This is a genomic window from Dyadobacter pollutisoli, from assembly GCF_026625565.1.
Lineage (GTDB): Bacteria > Bacteroidota > Bacteroidia > Cytophagales > Spirosomataceae > Dyadobacter > Dyadobacter pollutisoli.
Genome location: NZ_CP112998.1, coordinates 83,340 through 100,776 on the forward strand (window position 1 = coordinate 83,340; position 17,437 = coordinate 100,776).

At 42.8% G+C, this 17,437-nt stretch carries 19 protein-coding genes; 17 read left to right on the forward strand and 2 right to left on the reverse strand.

Annotated features, from left to right (window positions below; translation table 11 throughout):
* The first annotated feature begins 4 nt into the window (after positions 1 to 4).
* From ON006_RS00400 to ON006_RS00460, 13 genes are all read left to right on the forward strand, one after another.
* Entirely contained in the window at positions 5 to 538 is a 534-nt protein-coding gene (locus ON006_RS00400; protein WP_244824573.1) for a hypothetical protein, read from the forward strand.
* Positions 539 to 907: 369 nt separating this feature from the next.
* Positions 908 to 1,789, forward strand: coding sequence for a helix-turn-helix domain-containing protein (locus ON006_RS00405; protein ID WP_244824574.1), 882 nt, complete (start codon positions 908 to 910; stop codon positions 1,787 to 1,789).
* Between the two features lie 72 nt (positions 1,790 to 1,861).
* Positions 1,862 to 2,401, forward strand: coding sequence for a YceI family protein (locus tag ON006_RS00410; RefSeq protein WP_244824575.1), 540 nt, complete (start codon positions 1,862 to 1,864; stop codon positions 2,399 to 2,401).
* A 43-nt stretch (positions 2,402 to 2,444) separates the two neighbouring features.
* A complete protein-coding gene (locus ON006_RS00415; RefSeq protein ID WP_244824576.1) occupies positions 2,445 to 3,284 on the forward strand; it encodes an oxidoreductase in 840 nt (279 codons plus the stop codon).
* 322 nt (positions 3,285 to 3,606) lie between these two features.
* Entirely contained in the window at positions 3,607 to 4,011 is a 405-nt protein-coding gene (locus tag ON006_RS00420) for a hypothetical protein (RefSeq protein ID WP_244824577.1), read from the forward strand.
* A gap of 106 nt (positions 4,012 to 4,117) precedes the next feature.
* Complete coding sequence (locus tag ON006_RS00425; RefSeq protein ID WP_267609940.1) at positions 4,118 to 4,894, forward strand: hypothetical protein; 777 nt, start codon at positions 4,118 to 4,120, stop codon at positions 4,892 to 4,894.
* A gap of 106 nt (positions 4,895 to 5,000) precedes the next feature.
* The gene (locus ON006_RS00430; protein ID WP_244824579.1) at positions 5,001 to 5,270 is read left to right on the forward strand and encodes a helix-turn-helix domain-containing protein; all 270 of its coding nucleotides are present in this window, start codon (positions 5,001 to 5,003) and stop codon (positions 5,268 to 5,270) included.
* Entirely contained in the window at positions 5,267 to 5,590 is a 324-nt protein-coding gene (locus ON006_RS00435) for a hypothetical protein (protein WP_244824580.1), read from the forward strand. Before ON006_RS00430 ends, ON006_RS00435 begins: the two co-directional genes overlap by 4 nt.
* Positions 5,574 to 5,963: a hypothetical protein gene (locus ON006_RS00440; RefSeq protein WP_244824581.1), complete on the forward strand. Its 390-nt coding sequence runs from the start codon at positions 5,574 to 5,576 to the stop codon at positions 5,961 to 5,963. The genes ON006_RS00435 and ON006_RS00440 overlap by 17 nt, the downstream gene beginning before the upstream one ends.
* A complete protein-coding gene (locus ON006_RS00445) occupies positions 5,953 to 6,651 on the forward strand; it encodes a P-loop NTPase family protein (RefSeq protein ID WP_244824582.1) in 699 nt (232 codons plus the stop codon). The genes ON006_RS00440 and ON006_RS00445 overlap by 11 nt, the downstream gene beginning before the upstream one ends.
* Positions 6,644 to 7,168: a hypothetical protein gene (locus ON006_RS00450; RefSeq protein WP_244824583.1), complete on the forward strand. Its 525-nt coding sequence runs from the start codon at positions 6,644 to 6,646 to the stop codon at positions 7,166 to 7,168. Before ON006_RS00445 ends, ON006_RS00450 begins: the two co-directional genes overlap by 8 nt.
* Before the next feature lie 253 nt (positions 7,169 to 7,421).
* Entirely contained in the window at positions 7,422 to 8,081 is a 660-nt protein-coding gene (locus ON006_RS00455) for a plasmid mobilization protein (protein ID WP_244824584.1), read from the forward strand.
* Positions 8,078 to 8,923, forward strand: a complete 846-nt coding sequence (locus ON006_RS00460; RefSeq protein ID WP_244824585.1) for a relaxase/mobilization nuclease domain-containing protein — start codon at positions 8,078 to 8,080, stop codon at positions 8,921 to 8,923. The genes ON006_RS00455 and ON006_RS00460 overlap by 4 nt, the downstream gene beginning before the upstream one ends.
* A 369-nt stretch (positions 8,924 to 9,292) precedes the next feature.
* Here the strand turns inward: ON006_RS00460 and ON006_RS00465 are convergent, their stop codons facing one another.
* Together ON006_RS00465 and ON006_RS00470 are read right to left on the reverse strand one after the other, a co-directional pair.
* Positions 9,293 to 10,384 (reverse strand): hypothetical protein, encoded by a 1,092-nt coding sequence (locus tag ON006_RS00465; RefSeq protein WP_244824586.1) that lies wholly within the window; start codon positions 10,382 to 10,384, stop codon positions 9,293 to 9,295.
* A gap of 3 nt (positions 10,385 to 10,387) precedes the next feature.
* Positions 10,388 to 11,179, reverse strand: a complete 792-nt coding sequence (locus ON006_RS00470) for an RNA polymerase sigma factor (RefSeq protein ID WP_244824587.1) — start codon at positions 11,177 to 11,179, stop codon at positions 10,388 to 10,390.
* A 115-nt stretch (positions 11,180 to 11,294) separates the two neighbouring features.
* Here ON006_RS00470 and ON006_RS00475 point away from each other — a divergent pair, with 115 nt between their 5' ends.
* The 4 genes from ON006_RS00475 (at position 11,295) to ON006_RS00490 (ending at position 17,419) form a co-directional block, all read left to right on the forward strand.
* Positions 11,295 to 11,531, forward strand: coding sequence for a helix-turn-helix domain-containing protein (locus ON006_RS00475; RefSeq protein WP_244824588.1), 237 nt, complete (start codon positions 11,295 to 11,297; stop codon positions 11,529 to 11,531).
* Positions 11,532 to 12,912: 1,381 nt separating this feature from the next.
* Positions 12,913 to 14,199 (forward strand): hypothetical protein, encoded by a 1,287-nt coding sequence (locus ON006_RS00480; RefSeq protein WP_244824589.1) that lies wholly within the window; start codon positions 12,913 to 12,915, stop codon positions 14,197 to 14,199.
* On the forward strand, positions 14,199 to 15,242 hold the full coding sequence (locus ON006_RS00485; RefSeq protein ID WP_244824590.1) for a S8 family peptidase: 1,044 nt from the start codon (positions 14,199 to 14,201) through the stop codon (positions 15,240 to 15,242). The genes ON006_RS00480 and ON006_RS00485 overlap by 1 nt, the downstream gene beginning before the upstream one ends.
* Positions 15,242 to 17,419, forward strand: coding sequence for a hypothetical protein (locus ON006_RS00490; protein ID WP_244824591.1), 2,178 nt, complete (start codon positions 15,242 to 15,244; stop codon positions 17,417 to 17,419). The genes ON006_RS00485 and ON006_RS00490 overlap by 1 nt, the downstream gene beginning before the upstream one ends.
* The last annotated feature ends 18 nt before the right edge of the window (positions 17,420 to 17,437 follow it).

Below are 17,437 nucleotides of genomic sequence, written 5' to 3' on the forward strand. Positions count from 1 at the left end.
GATTATGAAAAAGATACTGATTTTTATCATCTGTATGTTCGCACAACATGCGTTTTGTCAGGGGAAGTTAAAGAAACTCGAAGAAAAGGTGTCTTCGGATGGAGTTTCATACAAGGTTAGCCAACTGAGTTCAAACCCGAGTGGGCGGAAGATGTACTCGAATACATCAAACAAACTTGATAATGATCTCGCGGTCATACCTGAGGATGTTTCCAGAAACGCATTTTCAACAATTGACATGGGTAAAGATGAATCAAAAAGGAGAGATGGACTCATCAAGAAATCCTTTGAATTGAAATCACGACCTATCCCGGATGACACAGTAATTGTAAATTATAAGATGACACGTCAAGGTAAAATTTTAGAATTGAATTTTTTAATAAAAAGCAATTCCAAGATATCCGTGGATGATATTGCTTTAATTGAAAAAACATTAAAGAATGACTATATTATAAAGCTAGATTCTAAGCAGTTTAAGGGAATGAAATATATATGGTATTCGGCTCCATTGGCACTTTCAGGTGTAAAGAATCTTTAAATCACCAAAATGCAGCCGTAGCGACCCGATATTGTATTAAATTAAAAGTTAGAACCAAAAGTACCACGGGTTTCGCGTAGCTAAATGACCGGGCTTAAATCGCCTGTATTCAAATCTCAGCGATATCATTGAAGATTTTATCGAGATTTTTCCAGTATAATTGTGAAGATAGGCAGATATAAAATATTTGCCAAAAGTCAATTTTTATGAAAAAGTACTATTCGAGCTTTCTAGCAGGGGTAACGGTACTTTATGCGGCGGCCGCAGCCGTACAATCTTTTAATTTAACCCAACGGTCTAAAATCGACGTCCAACCTATTTTAATAGATTACTGTTAATGAAGAGCCTTGATCGTGTCCCGTTTTGAGTATGCAGTCCATTTTTCCCACCTATACCATTGGCCACTTCATTAATGAACCGGACAGCAGCACCGAGTTTGAATTAATGCGTTTCGAGCAAATGGAGGAACCCAATGTGGATGATCCGCATAAGCACACTTTCTATGAAATCTTGTGGATTGATGCGGGAATTAGCCGCCAGGCCATTGACTACGCGGAATATGAACTAAAGCCCCAATCCCTGTTTTTTATTTCTCCTGGTCAACTTCATTTTTTTGAGGAATGGGAGCATTTAGCCGGGGGCAGTATACTGTTCACGGAAGACTTTTTCTTGCTCAATCACCAAGATAAAGACAAGCTCTTTGAACTCAGTTTTTTGGACAATTTTTATGCCAACCCCCTACTGCAACTGGCTAAGGAGGATTTCGACGAGATTCGCCACATGATCGAATTGTTGGGCCGGGAGAAACAACGGAAAGATTCATCGGCGGCTATTTGTCAATCGTTGCTCCACGTTTTGCTGGGGCAGATTCAGCGTCGTATTGAAACGCAAGCGGGCAAAACCACGGCCAGTAAATATGTGATCCTCTATAAAAAACTAAAAAATCTTCTCGATCAACATTACCGCGAAAACCGATCCGTTAGGGCGTATGCCGCCGACTTAAGCATCACTCAGCACCATCTAAATTTGATTTGCAAACAAGTGACGGGAAAAACAGCCAGCGAAGTAATCCGATCCCGAAGCCTGCTCGAAGCTAAACGCTTGCTAACATTTACCCAAATGACCGTTTCTGAGGTCGCTACACAATTGGGTTTCTTTGATCCCTCTTATTTCGCCCGCGTATTCAGAGACGAAACAGGCTTATCGCCAACGGCTTTTAAACAGGTTATGTCCGAAAAGTACCCACTATAGTCAGTTCCGTTATAACTTCCAGGATGAGCATTGAGATAACTTTGTCTCCTCAATTTAACTTTATCCAGGACGATGACACAAGCACTAACTAAGTGGGTTTTTGAGCCTACACACTGCAAGATTGGGTTTTCGGTAACGCATTTCGGCATTACCGAAACCGAAGGCCATTTTAACAAATTTGATGGCACGGTGGATACCGAGACAGACGATTTTTCGGATGCCAGCGTAACAATCAACGTCGATGTCAGCAGCATCGATACGTTGGATAAGCAACGAGATGCACACTTACTTTCGGCGGATTTTTTTCATGCCGAAAAACACCCGCAAATGACATTTGCCAGCACCGGTATACGCGTTGTCGAGCCGGGAAAATACAAAATGGCAGGTAGGTTGGCGTTGCTCGGTGTCAGTAAGCCCATCGAGCTGGACGTAAACTTTCGAGGAATTGTACCCAAAGACCCATTCGGAAATACTAAAGCGGGTTTAAATGTAACCGGTGCTATTAACCGTAAGGAATGGGGTATGACGTGGAACAACATCATGGATTTTGGGGGCTTGGCCGTTGGCGAAATGGTCAAGATAAGTTGCCAGATTGAATTATTGAAGCACTAAACACCGAGTTAGGAAGCATATTACAATGACAAATAAACTTACGATGACAAATAAACAAGCCAAAATCTGGTTCATCACGGGTATATCGAGCGGTTTGGAAAAAGCTCTTGCCGAAGCGGTAATGAATCACGGAGACTTTGTAATTGGTACTTTCCGCGACTCCAGGCAGGTCGATCAATTCAATGGCGCCAACTCAGAAAAAGGGGCTGCTTTCAAGCTGGATATAAATGAAAACGAGCAAATTGCACAAGTAGTAAGCAACGTTACCGCTCAATTCGGTCGGGTAGACGTGCTGGTCAATAATGCCGGGTATGGATTTGCGGGGGCTGTTGAAGAAGCGTCAGAAAGCGAAATTCGGGCCGCCTTCGAGACTAATTTTTTCGGTACGCTGTCCATCACTCAAGCATTTCTCCCACTCTTTCGTCAGCAGCAAAGCGGCCACATTATTCAAATTTCCTCTCATAGCGGGATAAAAGGATTTGCGGGGTTTGGTATCTATAGTGCCAGTAAATTCGCCTTGGAAGGAATTAGTGAGGCGTTGGCGGCTGAAATCGCTCCATTGGGTATCAAGTTGACCTTGATCGAGCCTGGGCCCTTCCGTACCTATTTTGCCGATACCTCGCTTCGTCAAGCTGCCAATAGGTTTGACGATTACGAGCCAACGGCGGGGGCTTTCCGAAACCGGATGCAACAAGTAAATGGTCAACAGGAGGGGAATCCTGTAAAGGCCGCTGCCGCTATCATACAAATAACTCAAACCGAAAACCCACCCCTCCGCCTACCTTTAGGGAAAATTGCGATTAGCACCCTTACCGCAAAGCTACAAAGCGTACAACAGGATTTAGACAACTGGCGAGAGGTTGCAGCCAGCGCAGTTTATTAAATCTACAAGAAAAGAGGCTGTTTCAAAATGAAAATCGCCCAGATAAGGGTTAAATTAAAAGATTGTACATAATCGACCACCAGCCTTTTGAAAGTTACATATAGAGCAAATATTAGCATCTATATAGTTCAAAGCATATTACCATGCTTCATGGCAGCTAGTCTCGGCGAGCATATTTTGAGAAAAGGTAAATTTTAAACTCTTCAATATTCAAAGAGGGCAGTGAGATTTACAGGTAGCAACCTTCTCACTAAAAAAAAGTTCTACCGAATCCGCGATACTTTTCGTTCAATCTTTTAATTTAACCCAATTGTACAATTTAATGAACCACGGGCGAGTTAATAAGGCAGTGGGCGCTGTTGCGCTCGTTCTCAGTCTTGTGTACGACTTGAGCTTAGGATCTGAAAAATTAAACTTCACTTTATTCGACGGAATTATGAGAAAGTTTTTTGTTTTTGTCTGTGCATTGGCTTTTTTAGGCTGTTCTGAGAAGATCGTCGAGAGGCCTGATTCCGCTTCCCCAATGCTACGAGCTAGCTTAGACGGGAAAAATAATTTTGTCTATGTCGTCGATGGAAAAGAGATGAAGGTTCGAGATATACATCCGGCTCTGGATCATTACATTGTTAAATATACACTTGTTACAAACGACGAAAAGTTACGCGCCAAGTACAACGGAAGAGCGAATGTCGGCGTTGCAATAATTACAACAAATCGAAAGTTGTAATCCCTTAGTAGATATTAAAATCAATAATGTATAAAAGGTGTTGTATTAAATCTCTTTTAATGCCATCAACTAAGTTGTTGCGGTTTTCGCGAGTAATATGTAACTTATGGTTAAAAAAACCATGCAGTACTCTTACTTTAAAATCCGTAATCCCTGGAACTTTAAACCTCATAGGTTCGAGATTGGAACACTGTTCATTCAGAGCCCTTTTCACGACAACCATTTCCTTTTAAAGCTCGACAATTTAGTTGATCACGAGCTCACTGATTATTACAATTTTCATCTTCGGTACTACATTGACAGTGTTAATGGGAACGAGCAGCACTTTCACCGCTACGTTTCTGATATCGTTGCAACGCGGATCGCTGTACTGAAGCTGGTAGACCCGTTCTCCCGAAAAGCCCTTCGCGCAAAAGAGCAAATCAACCAACTACGGGCATTTCAAACGTTTCTTCACTCGATCGACCAATGGAATTCCTCACAGGCCTTGGAGTTGGTTATTGCCGAAAAGAATGAGGAAATCTCTGACCTCAAAAAACACATCGCCGAACTCGAAAGGCAACTTCAAGCGCTTCGGCAGTTTGAACCAAGCAGCAAGATCGATATTCGTGACAAGCACCTACCCACCTTCATACATCTGGTCCATCAACTGCAAAACCTGGTTCTACCTGACGAGCGTAGGCTCTTCAATTTTCAGGGTCAGAGCGGCTGGTATAAGCTGATCAGCAAATATTTTACCCACAACCGTAAACCCATACCTATCGAGACAGCCCGCAATTACTTTCCCGTGCAGAAAGATGCCGAAATGATCAAAGGCTCGCAGGTACCAACTGATTTAAGGCTATTTGATATTGTCCTGACCAGGTCAAAGCCATCTAAGTGATGACCAGCTGCCAGTTTTGGTCATTGCGGTGAGCTTTCTCCCGTTCAATTTTGCAAGCAGCCGGCAGGCCTAATGCCGGAATGTTCCACCATAAACTTGCAGAAATATGAATGTCGAAATGATTACCAAGCAGGATCTGCAACACCTGAAAACCGAAATCATTGCGGAGCTGCAATCCATCCTTTCCCAGCAGAAGCCCTCGGAGGCCACCTGGCTGAGAAGCGCGCAGGTAAGAAAGATGCTAAGCATTTCAGCGGGCACCCTGCAGAACCTTCGCATCCAGGGGCACCTGCGGTTCACCAAGATCGGTGGATGCTTCTTTTACAATCAGCGCGACATCGCTGCCATGCTCAACCAAAATGGGGTTAAGCGATGAAAAGGGCAGATTATGCAAGTAGTGTCCTGGACAGGAGACTACTTGAAGCCGTCAAATCCGATGACAGGCTCAATAGCTACCATATCAGCCTTTATACCGCGCTGATTTATTACGGAGAAGGAACCGAAAAACTCCCGTTTCATGCCAGCCGCAGCAAACTGATGGGCTTTTCTAGGATCAAGTCCGGTGCGACCTATCACAAGTGTCTGCGGGAGCTGGTCAGTTATGGCTACCTGAGCTACAAGCCTTCCTTTCACCCGCAACTCGGCAGTCGTATAGTGCTTACCGGGATAAACCTGGCTGATGATGTTGATCGATGACAAGCTACTAGTCGAGCTCTTCGAGCAAAAGGACAGAAAACGAAGGCAAGCCCTGTTTGCGCTTTTTGCAGAAGAGCTTCTGACCGGGCTCTCCCGCGCCAGGATCGCTGATCTGATCAGTGCCAAATTGGGCAGACCGGGGCTGGTCACAGCCGATGATGTGCGTTACTGCCGGTTCTACTTTAAAGGCAAAAGCGAAATCACCGCCAGTAGAAACAGCACACCTACCCAGAAGCCCAGACCGAGGTCGGAGCATTCATCAGAGCCTGGGAGCAATCCGCCCGGCGCCTTCAAAGTGAGTGACCCCGATGAAATCAAGCTACAAGACCAATTCAACTACGAATCAAAATTTGCAAAGAAAAATGAAAACTGAATTCCATTTTATTGTGCAGGCCAAAGGCGGTGTAGGTAAAAGCCTGCATACCTACCTAAGGGCACTTTCCCAGGCAGGCGGTGCTTCGCTGTTTGTCGATTTGGACAGCTCGACCAAGACATCATCCAGGCAACTGGCTTTTTTGGGTCCCGACCGCTTTGAAGCGTTTTCGCTATTGGACAACCGAGAAAGGCTCATGCGCGACCTTTTCATAGGTTATGTGGAAAGCCTGTCGGGTAGCCATTTCGAGAAAGTTTTTATGGACTTTGGCGCGCCGGAAAGCGAGCAGCTGCCTGCTTTGATCACTCGGGATATTGACTTAAAGGAGTGGTGTGACGAGCTGGGTATTACAGCCATATTCCATATCATCATTGGCGGCGGCGGGGCGTATTTGGCCAGTATAGCATTCCTGGAAAAAATGAGGGCGGCCCTTGGCCCCAAGTTCGAGATCGTGGTCTGGCAAAACCTATTTGGCTTTAACCAGTTTCCTAACCTGTCAAAAGAGCTTGAAGATAACTGTACCACACTTGGGCTATCTCTGAAACGTTTCGGCGATTTCGAGCCGGCCTCGCTTCTTGGGGGGCAGATCCTGGATGGTATCCGTCACGGTTATGCGCTCAAAGACTACCCGCCTGGCGCAAGGCTCAGGCTCAGAAAGGAAATTAGAGAAAATTTCAGCGATGCATAGTGCCGGACCGGCCCGTCTTACGCAGACCAAGGGCAAATATGAGATGAAGTACGGCCAGCAGATCGATGATTGGTCAGCGCTGTTTTTGTCAGAAACCGATGAGCATTTTCAAAATCTGGAAACGCGCGTCCAACAATCCATTATGGCCATCGAGGGGGCTGTATCCGGGCTCAAAAACTTAAAACATCCTTTGCAGTTTCAGGATCGCATTCAGGCACTCTTCTACGGATTAGGTGTAAGCCTGCCTTATTCTATTACCGGCATTGTCTTATTGGTCTTGTATTTTGTTTTGATACGAGATGGCCAGCTCTATCGCGAGCGGCAAAAAATCCTGGATCAATACCAAAACGCGCCTGCATACAGACAGATCATGGAGCAAGGGAGAATCATCGAAGACCGCGGGGTGCTGTACTTGCAATTAGAGCCCTTGCCTAAAAAGGGTGAAGTCCAGATCGGCAAGCACTACATCTATAACTCGCAGGGAAGACATGTGTTGGTGCCGCTCGGAAGCCAGTAAATGACGCATTTTTTCAAACGGATTCGAACAGTCCCGAACGTTCTTAAACGACTGCAAACACTTTCGAACAATCCCGAATCTTTTAGAACAGCAGCAAACGCTTTCAAACGGTTACAAACATAAGCGGTGGTTTTCTCCACAGCCAGCTATCGCCGGTACGTCGCAAAATGCGACTCCCCGGCGGGCTGGCCATGGGAAAACCCCTGGACCCCTGGTATTCGCCTGTCGGCTCATACCTAAAAAGCAAAAGCATATGAAAAACCAGAAAAAGAAGGGCAGGCCTTCCAAGGAGAAGCAGGCTGTCAAAAGAGACCATTTTTCCGTCTGGGTAACAGCGGACCAGAAAGACCAGATCAAGCAGCTCGTTGAAAAGAGCGGGCTTTCAGCCAGTCAGTTCTTTCTCACATCCGCGCTGGATGTACCTTTTAAACGGCCACAGAAACGGACGCTGCCCAAAGCAACAGCGGAAACAATCCGGATACTGGAACAGCTGGCAGGTATCCTGTCGCTGGCTGTCTTGAAGACCAAAGACCATCAGATGCTCAGCGAGCAGTGGCAGCAAAGCAGCCAGCGCGTCAGACTGCTGGCTGAGCTAATTACCCGGTGGGTTTTTGAAAGCTTTGAAGTCCGAAGCTTTCACAGGACGCTGACTGAAATTGACGTATGGATGATGTCGCTTGCGGATTATCTGGATATCCTGATCGACGATGGGGACAGTAAAGAGCAATTCCTGTTGGAAGCCAGGGGAGTGGCCCGGGCCACAAACAGGCTGCTGTTAAAACACGAAAGCTACTACACTGAACCTTTACAGGAAATCCCGCAAGTCTGGAAAACCGAGGCGGCAGATATCGCCTCGGTCCACTACCAGATACAAAATGCGCTGAATGAATTTATAAAAAAGACTAGCAAATGATCGGAAAAGCAGGCTTGGGCAGCTACGCGAAAGGGATTTTGCAGTACTGCTATTATGACAAGACCCAGCCGCTCACCGCTGGCGAGAAGATCCCGGCGGAAAATATCAGAGGGGAGCTGGTTTACATTCAGAACCTTGCCATCAAAACTGGGGAGGATGGAACCCTGGACCTGGACTACTTGGCCAGGCAGTATACCGACAACCACGCCAAAAACAGGAAGCTTACCAAATACATCTGGCATCAGTCCTTTAGCTTTTCGCCTGGTGAAAAGCCTGGTAATGATAAGATCAGACAGATAGTCGCCGAATTTGCCAAGGAGTTTGGCTTTGAGAACAACCAGATGGTAGTCTTTAAGCACGAAGATTCGGCCAATTTACACTTTCATATCATCGCCAATCGGATCAATCATAACGGAAAGAACACCGCGGACCACTTTAAAAACTACGCGCGCACCGGTAAGTTCGCTCGCAGAATGGAAAATGAGCTTGATTTGACGCAAACGCGCGATATGCGGATCAACCGGGCACAGGGTCAGAAAATTCCTTTACAGGACAAAGCGCATGCCAAGCTAAGAGCACTCATAGACCGTTTAAAGCCACAAGTATCTTCGGTCCAGGATCTGAAAGAGCGTTTGTTAAAGGAGGGCTACAAAACCTATGTAGGACGGGGGATCGCATTTTTTCATATACAGTCAAAAATGAAGGTGAAGGGCTCTGATATCGGAAGGGATTATTCGCTGGCTTCGCTGGAAAACTGGATGAGTCAGACTGGGGAGACGGGCCAGAATCCAAAGCTTAAAAAGAGAAGGAGAAAAAGAAAAGATATCGGGCTGCATTTGTAATCAGCTTGCTAGATCCAGTAGCTTCCCTTATTCAGCTCCCAATATGCCATTTTAGTGTGAAAAGTATTGTTAAATCTCCATTCTTGAATGTGATACGATTATCAAACCGTGTGACCTGGCTAGTGAACCGTCGTTTCAAAGCATTGGTATACCTGAGAACCGCCTGGCAGAAAGTAAGCCTCGGTCAATGACTAATCGATTGATTATAAATAAAAATGCAGGTAACCCAAAACCGGTTACCTGCTTCATTTCGGGTCACATTTGCTTATTTATTTTTAATTAAGCTAACCCAGTTGTATGCGCGTTCGGCACTTAATGAAACTACTTGTGGTTTCATCCTGCGGCTGTACAAGCAGCCTCTGTAAAATTTCATTCAATCAGCACCGCGATCCCCGCCTTTTCGGCTTTGCGTTCAATTTTTTGTTTAAGGCCGTAGTATCCCCAGTTCCGGAAGAGAAAGGCATCTTCTTTGGCCTGCTGCTCTTTCTGGGCCTGATCTACCAGTAACAAGGTCGCCGCTTTATTTTTCAGGCATATATCAATCAACCGCTTGCTGTATACGTGCTGCTTGTGAGATACATAGCGTTTCTCGGATTGCATCAAATTTTCGATGGTTGATTTTCTGAGCTGTTTGCGGCTGTTTTGGTTCATAAAAGTCATCGCCTTCCTTTTGCGCCGGATAGCCGCCTGAATGGCAAGCCGCTTGTATAGATACTCGTCCTTGCTCCCAATTGTGTAGCGTTTGTTGCCAACCGAGACCATTACCGGATAATCCAGCGACAAGCTCGCCTCTGCGATGATGTCCTGGTCAAGCTCCTGGAAATCAAACTCGGTCTGAAAGACGGCCAGCATAAAAATCTTGCCTTTATCGAGCACCAGCGAGCTGGCGCAAAGTTTGACCTGCCCACTGATCAGGCTTTCAAGCATCTCCCGCTTGTCATGGCCTGTTTTTCCCAGGTACGTCCTGAATGGAATATCAAAGAGTGTGAAACGAAATACTTTACCATCCCGGCTACTGGTCAGTTTTTTAACGTCTGTTCCTTTGAAAGGGACCGGGATTTCTCTTCTGAAATTTGGCAAGGCGCTCTCACCGGCGGCAAGCGGCTTGCTGATCTTATTAAAACTAGCTACCAGGTTGGCGTTTAGAGCGCTCATGATGTGCATAGGAATACTGCCCTTATAGTTTTGTGCAAGTACCTGATAGCTGGTATTCATCCTGGATGTGGATAGGATCCCATGCTCATCCTTTTTGATATCGGAAAGTTTAACTCTTACACCTTCGGTCAAGTAGAGCATTTCCCGTAGCTGCTGCTGGACATAATGATGGGTATAGATCTGGTTGGCAGCTTTAAAACAGATGTAACGCCATTGGTAAAGGGTATCTAAGATTTTATTCTTTTGATCAATGTCGTCGGCATCGATCAGAAGACGGATCTTTCGCGTAGTGAAAAGCTTTTCCATGATCTACCTACCGTTTTGCTTCCAGTGATTTTTAACCAGTTGGTATGCTTTGATATAGTGCTGTTGCACCTGGGTTTGCGGGGAGCCTAATATTGACGCTATGTCAGCGAAGGACTTTTTCTGCTCTTGTCGTAACTGAAAGACGGCTGCCTGCTCACTGCTTAGGATATGATCATAAGGATTGGATTGCTTTGCTTGTTTCACAGGAACGGCTGAGCGTGGCGCTACAATCTTTTTTAGCTCTTCCATGCTTTTCTGGATTTCGCTCGTAACGTGCGACGTACTTGATCCTATCCGCTTAGCTACTTCCCTCGGGCTATATCCTTCTTGGAAATGAAGGCTGGCAATCAGCTGGCGCTGTCTGGGTAGATAGGAAATAGCTTTCGAAATTTCATCCCATCTTTTTCCTTCGCCGTGATCGACAAAATAACTTTCCACATCGGGCTTTTCGCCAAGGAGTGGTTCCAAGTGGTCTATTTCGATCATTCTTCGGTATACCTGGTATACTGGCTTTTGAACTTGTTTCAAAACCTGCCAGCGTAGATTCAGACGGATAAACCGGTAAGCATGAGAAAGGCTTTCGATTTTATCGCGGTGTCCCCACACTTTCAGATAGCATTCCTGTAGGATGCAGCTCACCAGGAATTCATCATTGACAAGGCCTGTGCCAAGGTAAAGTAAACTATCATAAGTCCGCTTGTAGAAGTAAGTAAGTGCCCGCTCATCGCCGCTACGGAAAAGCAGCAGGTTTTGGTTGTTACACACGGACGGACGAGAGAGTTCACTTAATGCCATGATTAAACTTTTATAACCCAACAGTTACAAATATATGAAAAATCATTTAAAAGGTGAGTTATAACCCACTTTATTTTTTCGTAAATGCTGCCACCTTTCGCAAAATACATGGCAAGTGAAAGATCGCTATTCGAAGGAAATCATCCGATTTGGGGAACGCGTCAGAGAAATTCGGCTTTATCGCAATATGATACAGCTTGATTTGGGCGAAGCTATCGGTATGGAGAGAAGCGAAATCAGCAAAATTGAAAACGGAAAGAAAAATGTCGAATTCAACACAATGGTGCGCTTGGCAGAAGCGCTCACAGTCGAGCTAAGTGATTTTTTTAGCCCCGTCTTCAAACCTTTGTAATGTCATTCGACATCTGAAAGGTTGCCAGTCAACACAAATTGAAACAAGCTTGAAGATAACCTGTCTCCGCTCATTTTGCCATATTCTAGTCACCTCCATTCATTCTCCTCCATCTGCTCAATTCCCTCACCCGAGTTTCCATATCTAACTATAGAATCTCTATGAGCAGCTAATCTAACTGAACGTGTTCAGCGCAAACGAAAGCTTCAAAGCAAAAAATGACGGTTGCCAGCCTGCACTCAGTCAACCGGCTCTTTAGCTGACCACTCGGTAGCCGGTCGCACCTTAAACCGCCAGATGAACTTGCAACCAGGGCGATATGCCCGTCACTTTTTCTTCGATTGATAGGCAGCGATTGTCCTGACTACAAAGCCACACTGGAACACTACAAGTACTTGGGTAACTACTTGGAGGTCTTTAACATAATTAAAAAATATCTTCCAATCTATCGATTAGAATCGCCTAGACTTTTTAAGCTGATCGTGTTCAATTATCTATTCTCAAATGGAGATGCCCATTTAAAAAAATTTCGATAATCGAACCGGCATGGGCGATTATCGGCCGTCTTCATGTAAATGATTCCGATTTCGCGCTGGAAGATGGCCTACTACCACCTCAACTATCAAAAGGGAATGTTGCCAGACGATTCCATACACTTGGCGAGGAAGCAGGCTTAAACATAAAATTAATGACATCCATCTTCGACACCATGCTTTCAAATTCGGAAAAGGTCGAACGCTTGCTTTATATCTAATTCTTGAATGATCGTTCTAAAATAAATTACCTTCGGGGCATACCAGACCAGGCTGAGGAGGCTTGGCAAGGTTTGAAATAGCTGGCTGTTTCTAGCATGCTGTTTCTAGCATGCCCTACCCAATCCTTAAATATTAAACCAAGATTTCAAACTTCCAGTCCCTAATAATTAATAAGTTAGACGGTGTCTATCTATAGGAATTCTGGGTCTTCCGTGGATCATGGAAAGAGCTTCTAGAAGGTAGAGATCTTACCGATATTCAATCCGTTAAGGTAATCGTTCAAATCCCTCGCTGTGCATAACCAATATCACATGAGGCGGAGGCTCAACTATCTCACGAGTTTCCTTGCATGCTAAAATACTTAATTTTCAGTATTGTGGCAAGGATAAGGACTAGGTAATTTTGACATGATCAATAGTCATGCAACCAATAGGGATTCTTTTCCTAGATTTCATCAGAAACGTGGCCCATTGTAAAGAATGGTGTTCCGAATTATATAAAATCGTTGATTGCTTTCGGTTCGCTGATATACTCGGTATTGGCCGAGTAATTGAAAACCATCCAAAGCAGGCTTAGCGCATGAAAAATATTTGTACAAAATATTGAAAGACAAATTTTAGAATATCATGTTTGATAGCGAGGTTTTAGACGTAGTGATAGGTTTGGTATTTATTTATCTACTATATAGTCTACTTGGAACAATTTTGCAGGAAATTATAGCCACTTCAATTTTGGGACTCAGGGGACGTGTTCTTAAGCAAATTATCGGCCAAATGCTTGACGACGGTAGCGGCAAAAAAGAGTTCACAAAAGTCTTTTATAGTCATCCCGGTATTAAGTATTTGACAGAGAATATTTTGTTTGGAAAGAGGCCAACATATATTAGTAAGGAAACCTTTTCCAAAGTACTTATTGATTTACTAAGAGGAGATGCGGTAAAGGCAGGAGAATCGTTTAGGCCTACCATCGAGCAAACCTTGAAGGACGGAAAAATAACTTGGACTGCTACTATATCACAAAACAATATAAATACTAAGTGGGGACTTAAAAATAAAGTAGACGAAATATTCCAATTTTTGGTTGGGCATAATAAAAAGACTGTAGGCGCTGAAGAAGAAGAAGAAGTATTTCGGCTAATAAGGCGGATATTAGCCGACCCAAAATCTGATAAAAAAGAATTTATAAAAGAACTGGACGACAAATATGATCATCTAATAGATTTGCTGAACAAATCAAAACCAGATTCCACCGAAAAAAACCTAAATCAAGCTGGTACTTCCAATTGTGAAACAGGACACCGTGGTAATATAATTCCAGAAGAAACAGCAAAATATCTAAATTCTATATGGGTCGATGCGCAAGGTGATGTAACCAAGTTTCGAGAATATTTGGAGATTTGGTATGTTGAAATGATGGAGAAGTGTACTGGACTGTACAAAAAATGGAACCAATTTATGCTTCTAGTAATCGGTTTGTTCATAGCTATTTTCTTCAATATTGATACTATAACAATTGCCACCAAATTACAGAATAGTCCCGCTTTAAGAGCAAAAATTATATCTCAGATTAATGATTTTAATGTGGCCAAAGAACGAGTGTCTGGTTCTGCAAAAGTCAAAATAGAATCAACCATCGACAAGATTGCGACAGAGGAACTTGGAACAGACATACCAAGAATAAACCATGTTTTGGGGCTTGGATGGGAAACATCCAAGTTCTGGGAAGAATTCTGTAAATGCGATCCGATTCGATTTCTGGGATGGATCTTAACAGCATTAGCTATTTCCTTTGGTGCTCCATTCTGGTTTGATTTACTTAACAAGCTAATGAAATTTAGAGGTGCTATCGCTCCAAAGGATGACAGCTCAGACCCAGAAAAAAAAAAGATAAAAACAATTAAGACGGTTGGATAATGAAAGTAACCGTAAAAGAAAGAAATCTGAATGTTAGAGCAAGTAGACCTCGCCTTGATGCCCCCACCTATCAATTTTTACCTCCTGGTAGTGAGATTGAAGTGGACGGAAAGCTGTATCAGGGAGATATGTTTGAGGGAATTGATACTTGGCTGAGAGATGATGGTGATTGTTATTATTGGAGTGGCGGTGTTTTGCCCAGGATAATAGCACCAATAGAGAGAGCAATCCTTCCAAAAAGTCTAAATAATCTAGTTGAAAGGATTATTATTCAGAATCAATCTCTCATCAAAGGCAGTGGTGAAAATTTTATCATTGGCATATTGGATAGCGGTATAGATTTTAGGCATAAATCTCTGGAGAATGCGCTCATAGGTAATGAGGAGAACAATTTGAAAGGCGCGGATCCTTCATTAACAAACCCACACGGAACAAATGTAGCAGGGATTATGGTCGGTAACGAAGGATTCATTACAGGAATTTCTCCGGGATCACAAATTCGAAGTTTTAAAATTACAGATTCAAATGGAAATATAGAATCAAATGCGCTAAAAACTTCATTGGATAGTATTGTGAAGGCTGGCAATATAGATATTTTGAATTTTAGTTTTGATTTAAGTAAATCCGAAGTAGTCGGCCTTAGTGAAAACATAAAAAGAATAATATCGCAGGGAACAGTAATTATTGCTGCGGGAAATAAAAGTGGTGTAAATGAAAATGTATTGAACCCGCTATCTTTAATTAATGAAATAATTCTAGTTGGAGCATTCAGCAACTTTTCTAATATCGATGTTATTAGGAAAGTTAACGTATTCTTTTTAAACAGGCAAATTACTACAACAGGTATATTTGATATAGATCCTATAAGTACTTTGTCAAATTCAAGTGCATATTGTCCGATAATTTGTGGACTTGTTGCTAGATTTTTGTCTACAAATGACATACAAAGATCTAACAGAATAAGTAGAGTGAAGGATTTTCTTGCCCAAAACTCCTTCGTTATAAGTGATAGTATTGAACCCTTTAAAATGTACAGAGCTTGATGGAAAAACGCCTACTTGTTATCGCGATAATTTCGATATTTTCGTTAACTAAATGCCTTTCGCAGAGTGTCTATTATGACGTACTTAGAATCAACAGTGATATTAAATTTGAAAGATCGGTTACTACCGGAAAGGTTGTTTTGTTTCCAACCGTTACGAATCTAACCGTCTTTAACTCCATACTTATTAAATATATTAATTCAGGGAATATTCTAAAAACCGACACATCTAGCTCTCATATTCTATCTAGAATTAAAGAGGATCTATCTGATAATCCTTTTATTGAAGTTGCGTCCAATCAATTAAGTGGTGAACTGGACAATCAAACTCAAAAATTTAAAACTGTAAATTTCGGAGGGCTCGGTTCACTAGGTGGGATAGATGTCACAAAATTTGCTAATGCAATTGCAGACATCATGATCGATCGCGCAAAGCAGGAACTTACGGTAGCATTCTTTGATAGGTTTAAGAAATTCTCGCAAGAAAATCCTGAGTTTCAAATTCTGTTTCCGAAAACGACTTCTAATCTTAGCAACCTTCTAACTCATACCTATCCACAGATGCTTCCGGCATTGAGAAATGGATTTCTTGACGATTTAAAACTCATAACCTACAATTTGGATGATGTACTTGAATTGCCCAAATATAATGAGCTTCTTAGGAATTTTCCAGAAATGAGAGTAGCCATACGGTCATTACGACTTTTACATGACCTAGAGGCTGGAACTATAAATCTGGCGGAAGTAATTTGCGAGTTTTCTGAATTTCCTGAATTCAATCCAGTCGTAACTAGTAACTCCCTCAACGAATTTAAGAATATGGGAGCCACCTTGGCTTTTGCTGCTTTGTTTTCGGAAGCACTTCGAACTGATTCGGCAAGTTTTAGCAAGGACAGTACCATTTGGGTATCTCCTAAGGAGATAAGAAATCTGATAGCTGATCCGATATCTACCCAAATATTTATTGGATTACTTTATCAACAAGTAAAAAATAGGGATATAGAATTCTTCTTTGAACTTAAGCCGGTTAAGCTGACTGCAATTTTGGAGCGTGAAAAAGATAAAATATTCGTTTTTCAAAGTAAAATAGCTGAATTTGCAAATCTGACAGATAAGTTCTCAGTTAGTTATAAAGAGATAAAAAATAAAATTAGCAAAAGGGAAAAACTTACAAACGAAAACATACATAGTTATATAGGTGTGTCTTTGGATGTTCTAGATTATACGTTCAGCATCCTCAAGATTTTCGACTCCCAATTGATAAAAGACAATTATCTTACGATTCCAAGAAAGGCTAATGGTTTGTATAAGGACATATATTCTGAACAGTACACTCAGGCTGTTAATGATGCAGTCGACATTTTAAAAGAGGTTCACAATTTAACCTCAGGAAATAAAAAAAGGGACTCTGTTGTGAAAAGTAAGGAGGAGGAGAGGAAAAGAATGCCTGCCGACGCAGATTTTACTAATATCGACAAAGAGCTCAATCTTCTTAAAAGTACTCTAAAGGCAGTCAATGATAGCCTAAGCAAAATGATCACTTTCATTGAAAAAGTCAAGCCATATGCTCTATTCATGGCAAACATGGTTGAAGCAAAGGATGAAGAAGCAGTCAAAGCGGCCCTGGAGAATGTTATTTTACCAGTAGGTAGCTCATCTATAAAAAAGAGTTCTCATGGAAATATCTCAGTTCAGACATATTTGGGAGCCTATTGGTCTACTTCTAACGGAACAGGATCGTCCACCGGTGCTTGGGCGGATAGATTTGGTGTAAGCGCGCCTATTGGTATTTCTTTTACTCCGGGATTCCAAAGTTGGGGACGGGGCGGCTCACTAAGTTACTTTGCCTCATTATTTGACTTGGGCGCAATCGTAGACTACAAATTAAAAAAGCAAGATAATGTTGTTCAAAACAATGGAACAGTAGATCCGAATGCTGTTTCGAAAGAGTACACGATCAAGCTTGGACAAATATTCTCACCGGGAATATTTCTAGTATACGGATTCTTCGGTAATCTACCCTTGTCATTAGGTTACGGCTTTCAATATGGCCCCGGTCTTTCCAAAATTGATGTTAGTAACAGCACAGTTCTTAGCAAACCCAAGGTAAGGTGGAGCTTCTTTCTTGCAGTAGACATGCCGTTTTTTACTCTAAAAAATAGGCTAAAGGCAAAATGATCTACTAATCAGCAAACA

Excerpts from the sequence above, each read along its gene's own strand:
- ON006_RS00420 (WP_244824577.1), top strand. The coding sequence starts at position 3,607 with ATGAACCACGGGCGAGTTAATAAGGCAGTGGGCGCTGTTGCGCTCGTT.
- ON006_RS00480 (WP_244824589.1), top strand. The coding sequence starts at position 12,913 with ATGTTTGATAGCGAGGTTTTAGACGTAGTGATAGGTTTGGTATTTATT.
- ON006_RS00450 (WP_244824583.1), top strand. The coding sequence starts at position 6,644 with ATGCATAGTGCCGGACCGGCCCGTCTTACGCAGACCAAGGGCAAATAT.
- ON006_RS00470 (WP_244824587.1), bottom strand. The coding sequence starts at position 11,179 with ATGGCATTAAGTGAACTCTCTCGTCCGTCCGTGTGTAACAACCAAAAC.
- ON006_RS00465 (WP_244824586.1), bottom strand. The coding sequence starts at position 10,384 with ATGGAAAAGCTTTTCACTACGCGAAAGATCCGTCTTCTGATCGATGCC.
- ON006_RS00445 (WP_244824582.1), top strand. The coding sequence starts at position 5,953 with ATGAAAACTGAATTCCATTTTATTGTGCAGGCCAAAGGCGGTGTAGGT.
- ON006_RS00490 (WP_244824591.1), top strand. The coding sequence starts at position 15,242 with ATGGAAAAACGCCTACTTGTTATCGCGATAATTTCGATATTTTCGTTA.
- ON006_RS00440 (WP_244824581.1), top strand. The coding sequence starts at position 5,574 with ATGATGTTGATCGATGACAAGCTACTAGTCGAGCTCTTCGAGCAAAAG.
- ON006_RS00485 (WP_244824590.1), top strand. The coding sequence starts at position 14,199 with ATGAAAGTAACCGTAAAAGAAAGAAATCTGAATGTTAGAGCAAGTAGA.
- ON006_RS00460 (WP_244824585.1), top strand. The coding sequence starts at position 8,078 with ATGATCGGAAAAGCAGGCTTGGGCAGCTACGCGAAAGGGATTTTGCAG.
- ON006_RS00410 (WP_244824575.1), top strand. The coding sequence starts at position 1,862 with ATGACACAAGCACTAACTAAGTGGGTTTTTGAGCCTACACACTGCAAG.
- ON006_RS00400 (WP_244824573.1), top strand. The coding sequence starts at position 5 with ATGAAAAAGATACTGATTTTTATCATCTGTATGTTCGCACAACATGCG.
- ON006_RS00425 (WP_267609940.1), top strand. The coding sequence starts at position 4,118 with ATGGTTAAAAAAACCATGCAGTACTCTTACTTTAAAATCCGTAATCCC.
- ON006_RS00430 (WP_244824579.1), top strand. The coding sequence starts at position 5,001 with ATGAATGTCGAAATGATTACCAAGCAGGATCTGCAACACCTGAAAACC.
- ON006_RS00415 (WP_244824576.1), top strand. The coding sequence starts at position 2,445 with ATGACAAATAAACAAGCCAAAATCTGGTTCATCACGGGTATATCGAGC.
- ON006_RS00435 (WP_244824580.1), top strand. The coding sequence starts at position 5,267 with ATGAAAAGGGCAGATTATGCAAGTAGTGTCCTGGACAGGAGACTACTT.
- ON006_RS00405 (WP_244824574.1), top strand. The coding sequence starts at position 908 with ATGCAGTCCATTTTTCCCACCTATACCATTGGCCACTTCATTAATGAA.
- ON006_RS00455 (WP_244824584.1), top strand. The coding sequence starts at position 7,422 with ATGAAAAACCAGAAAAAGAAGGGCAGGCCTTCCAAGGAGAAGCAGGCT.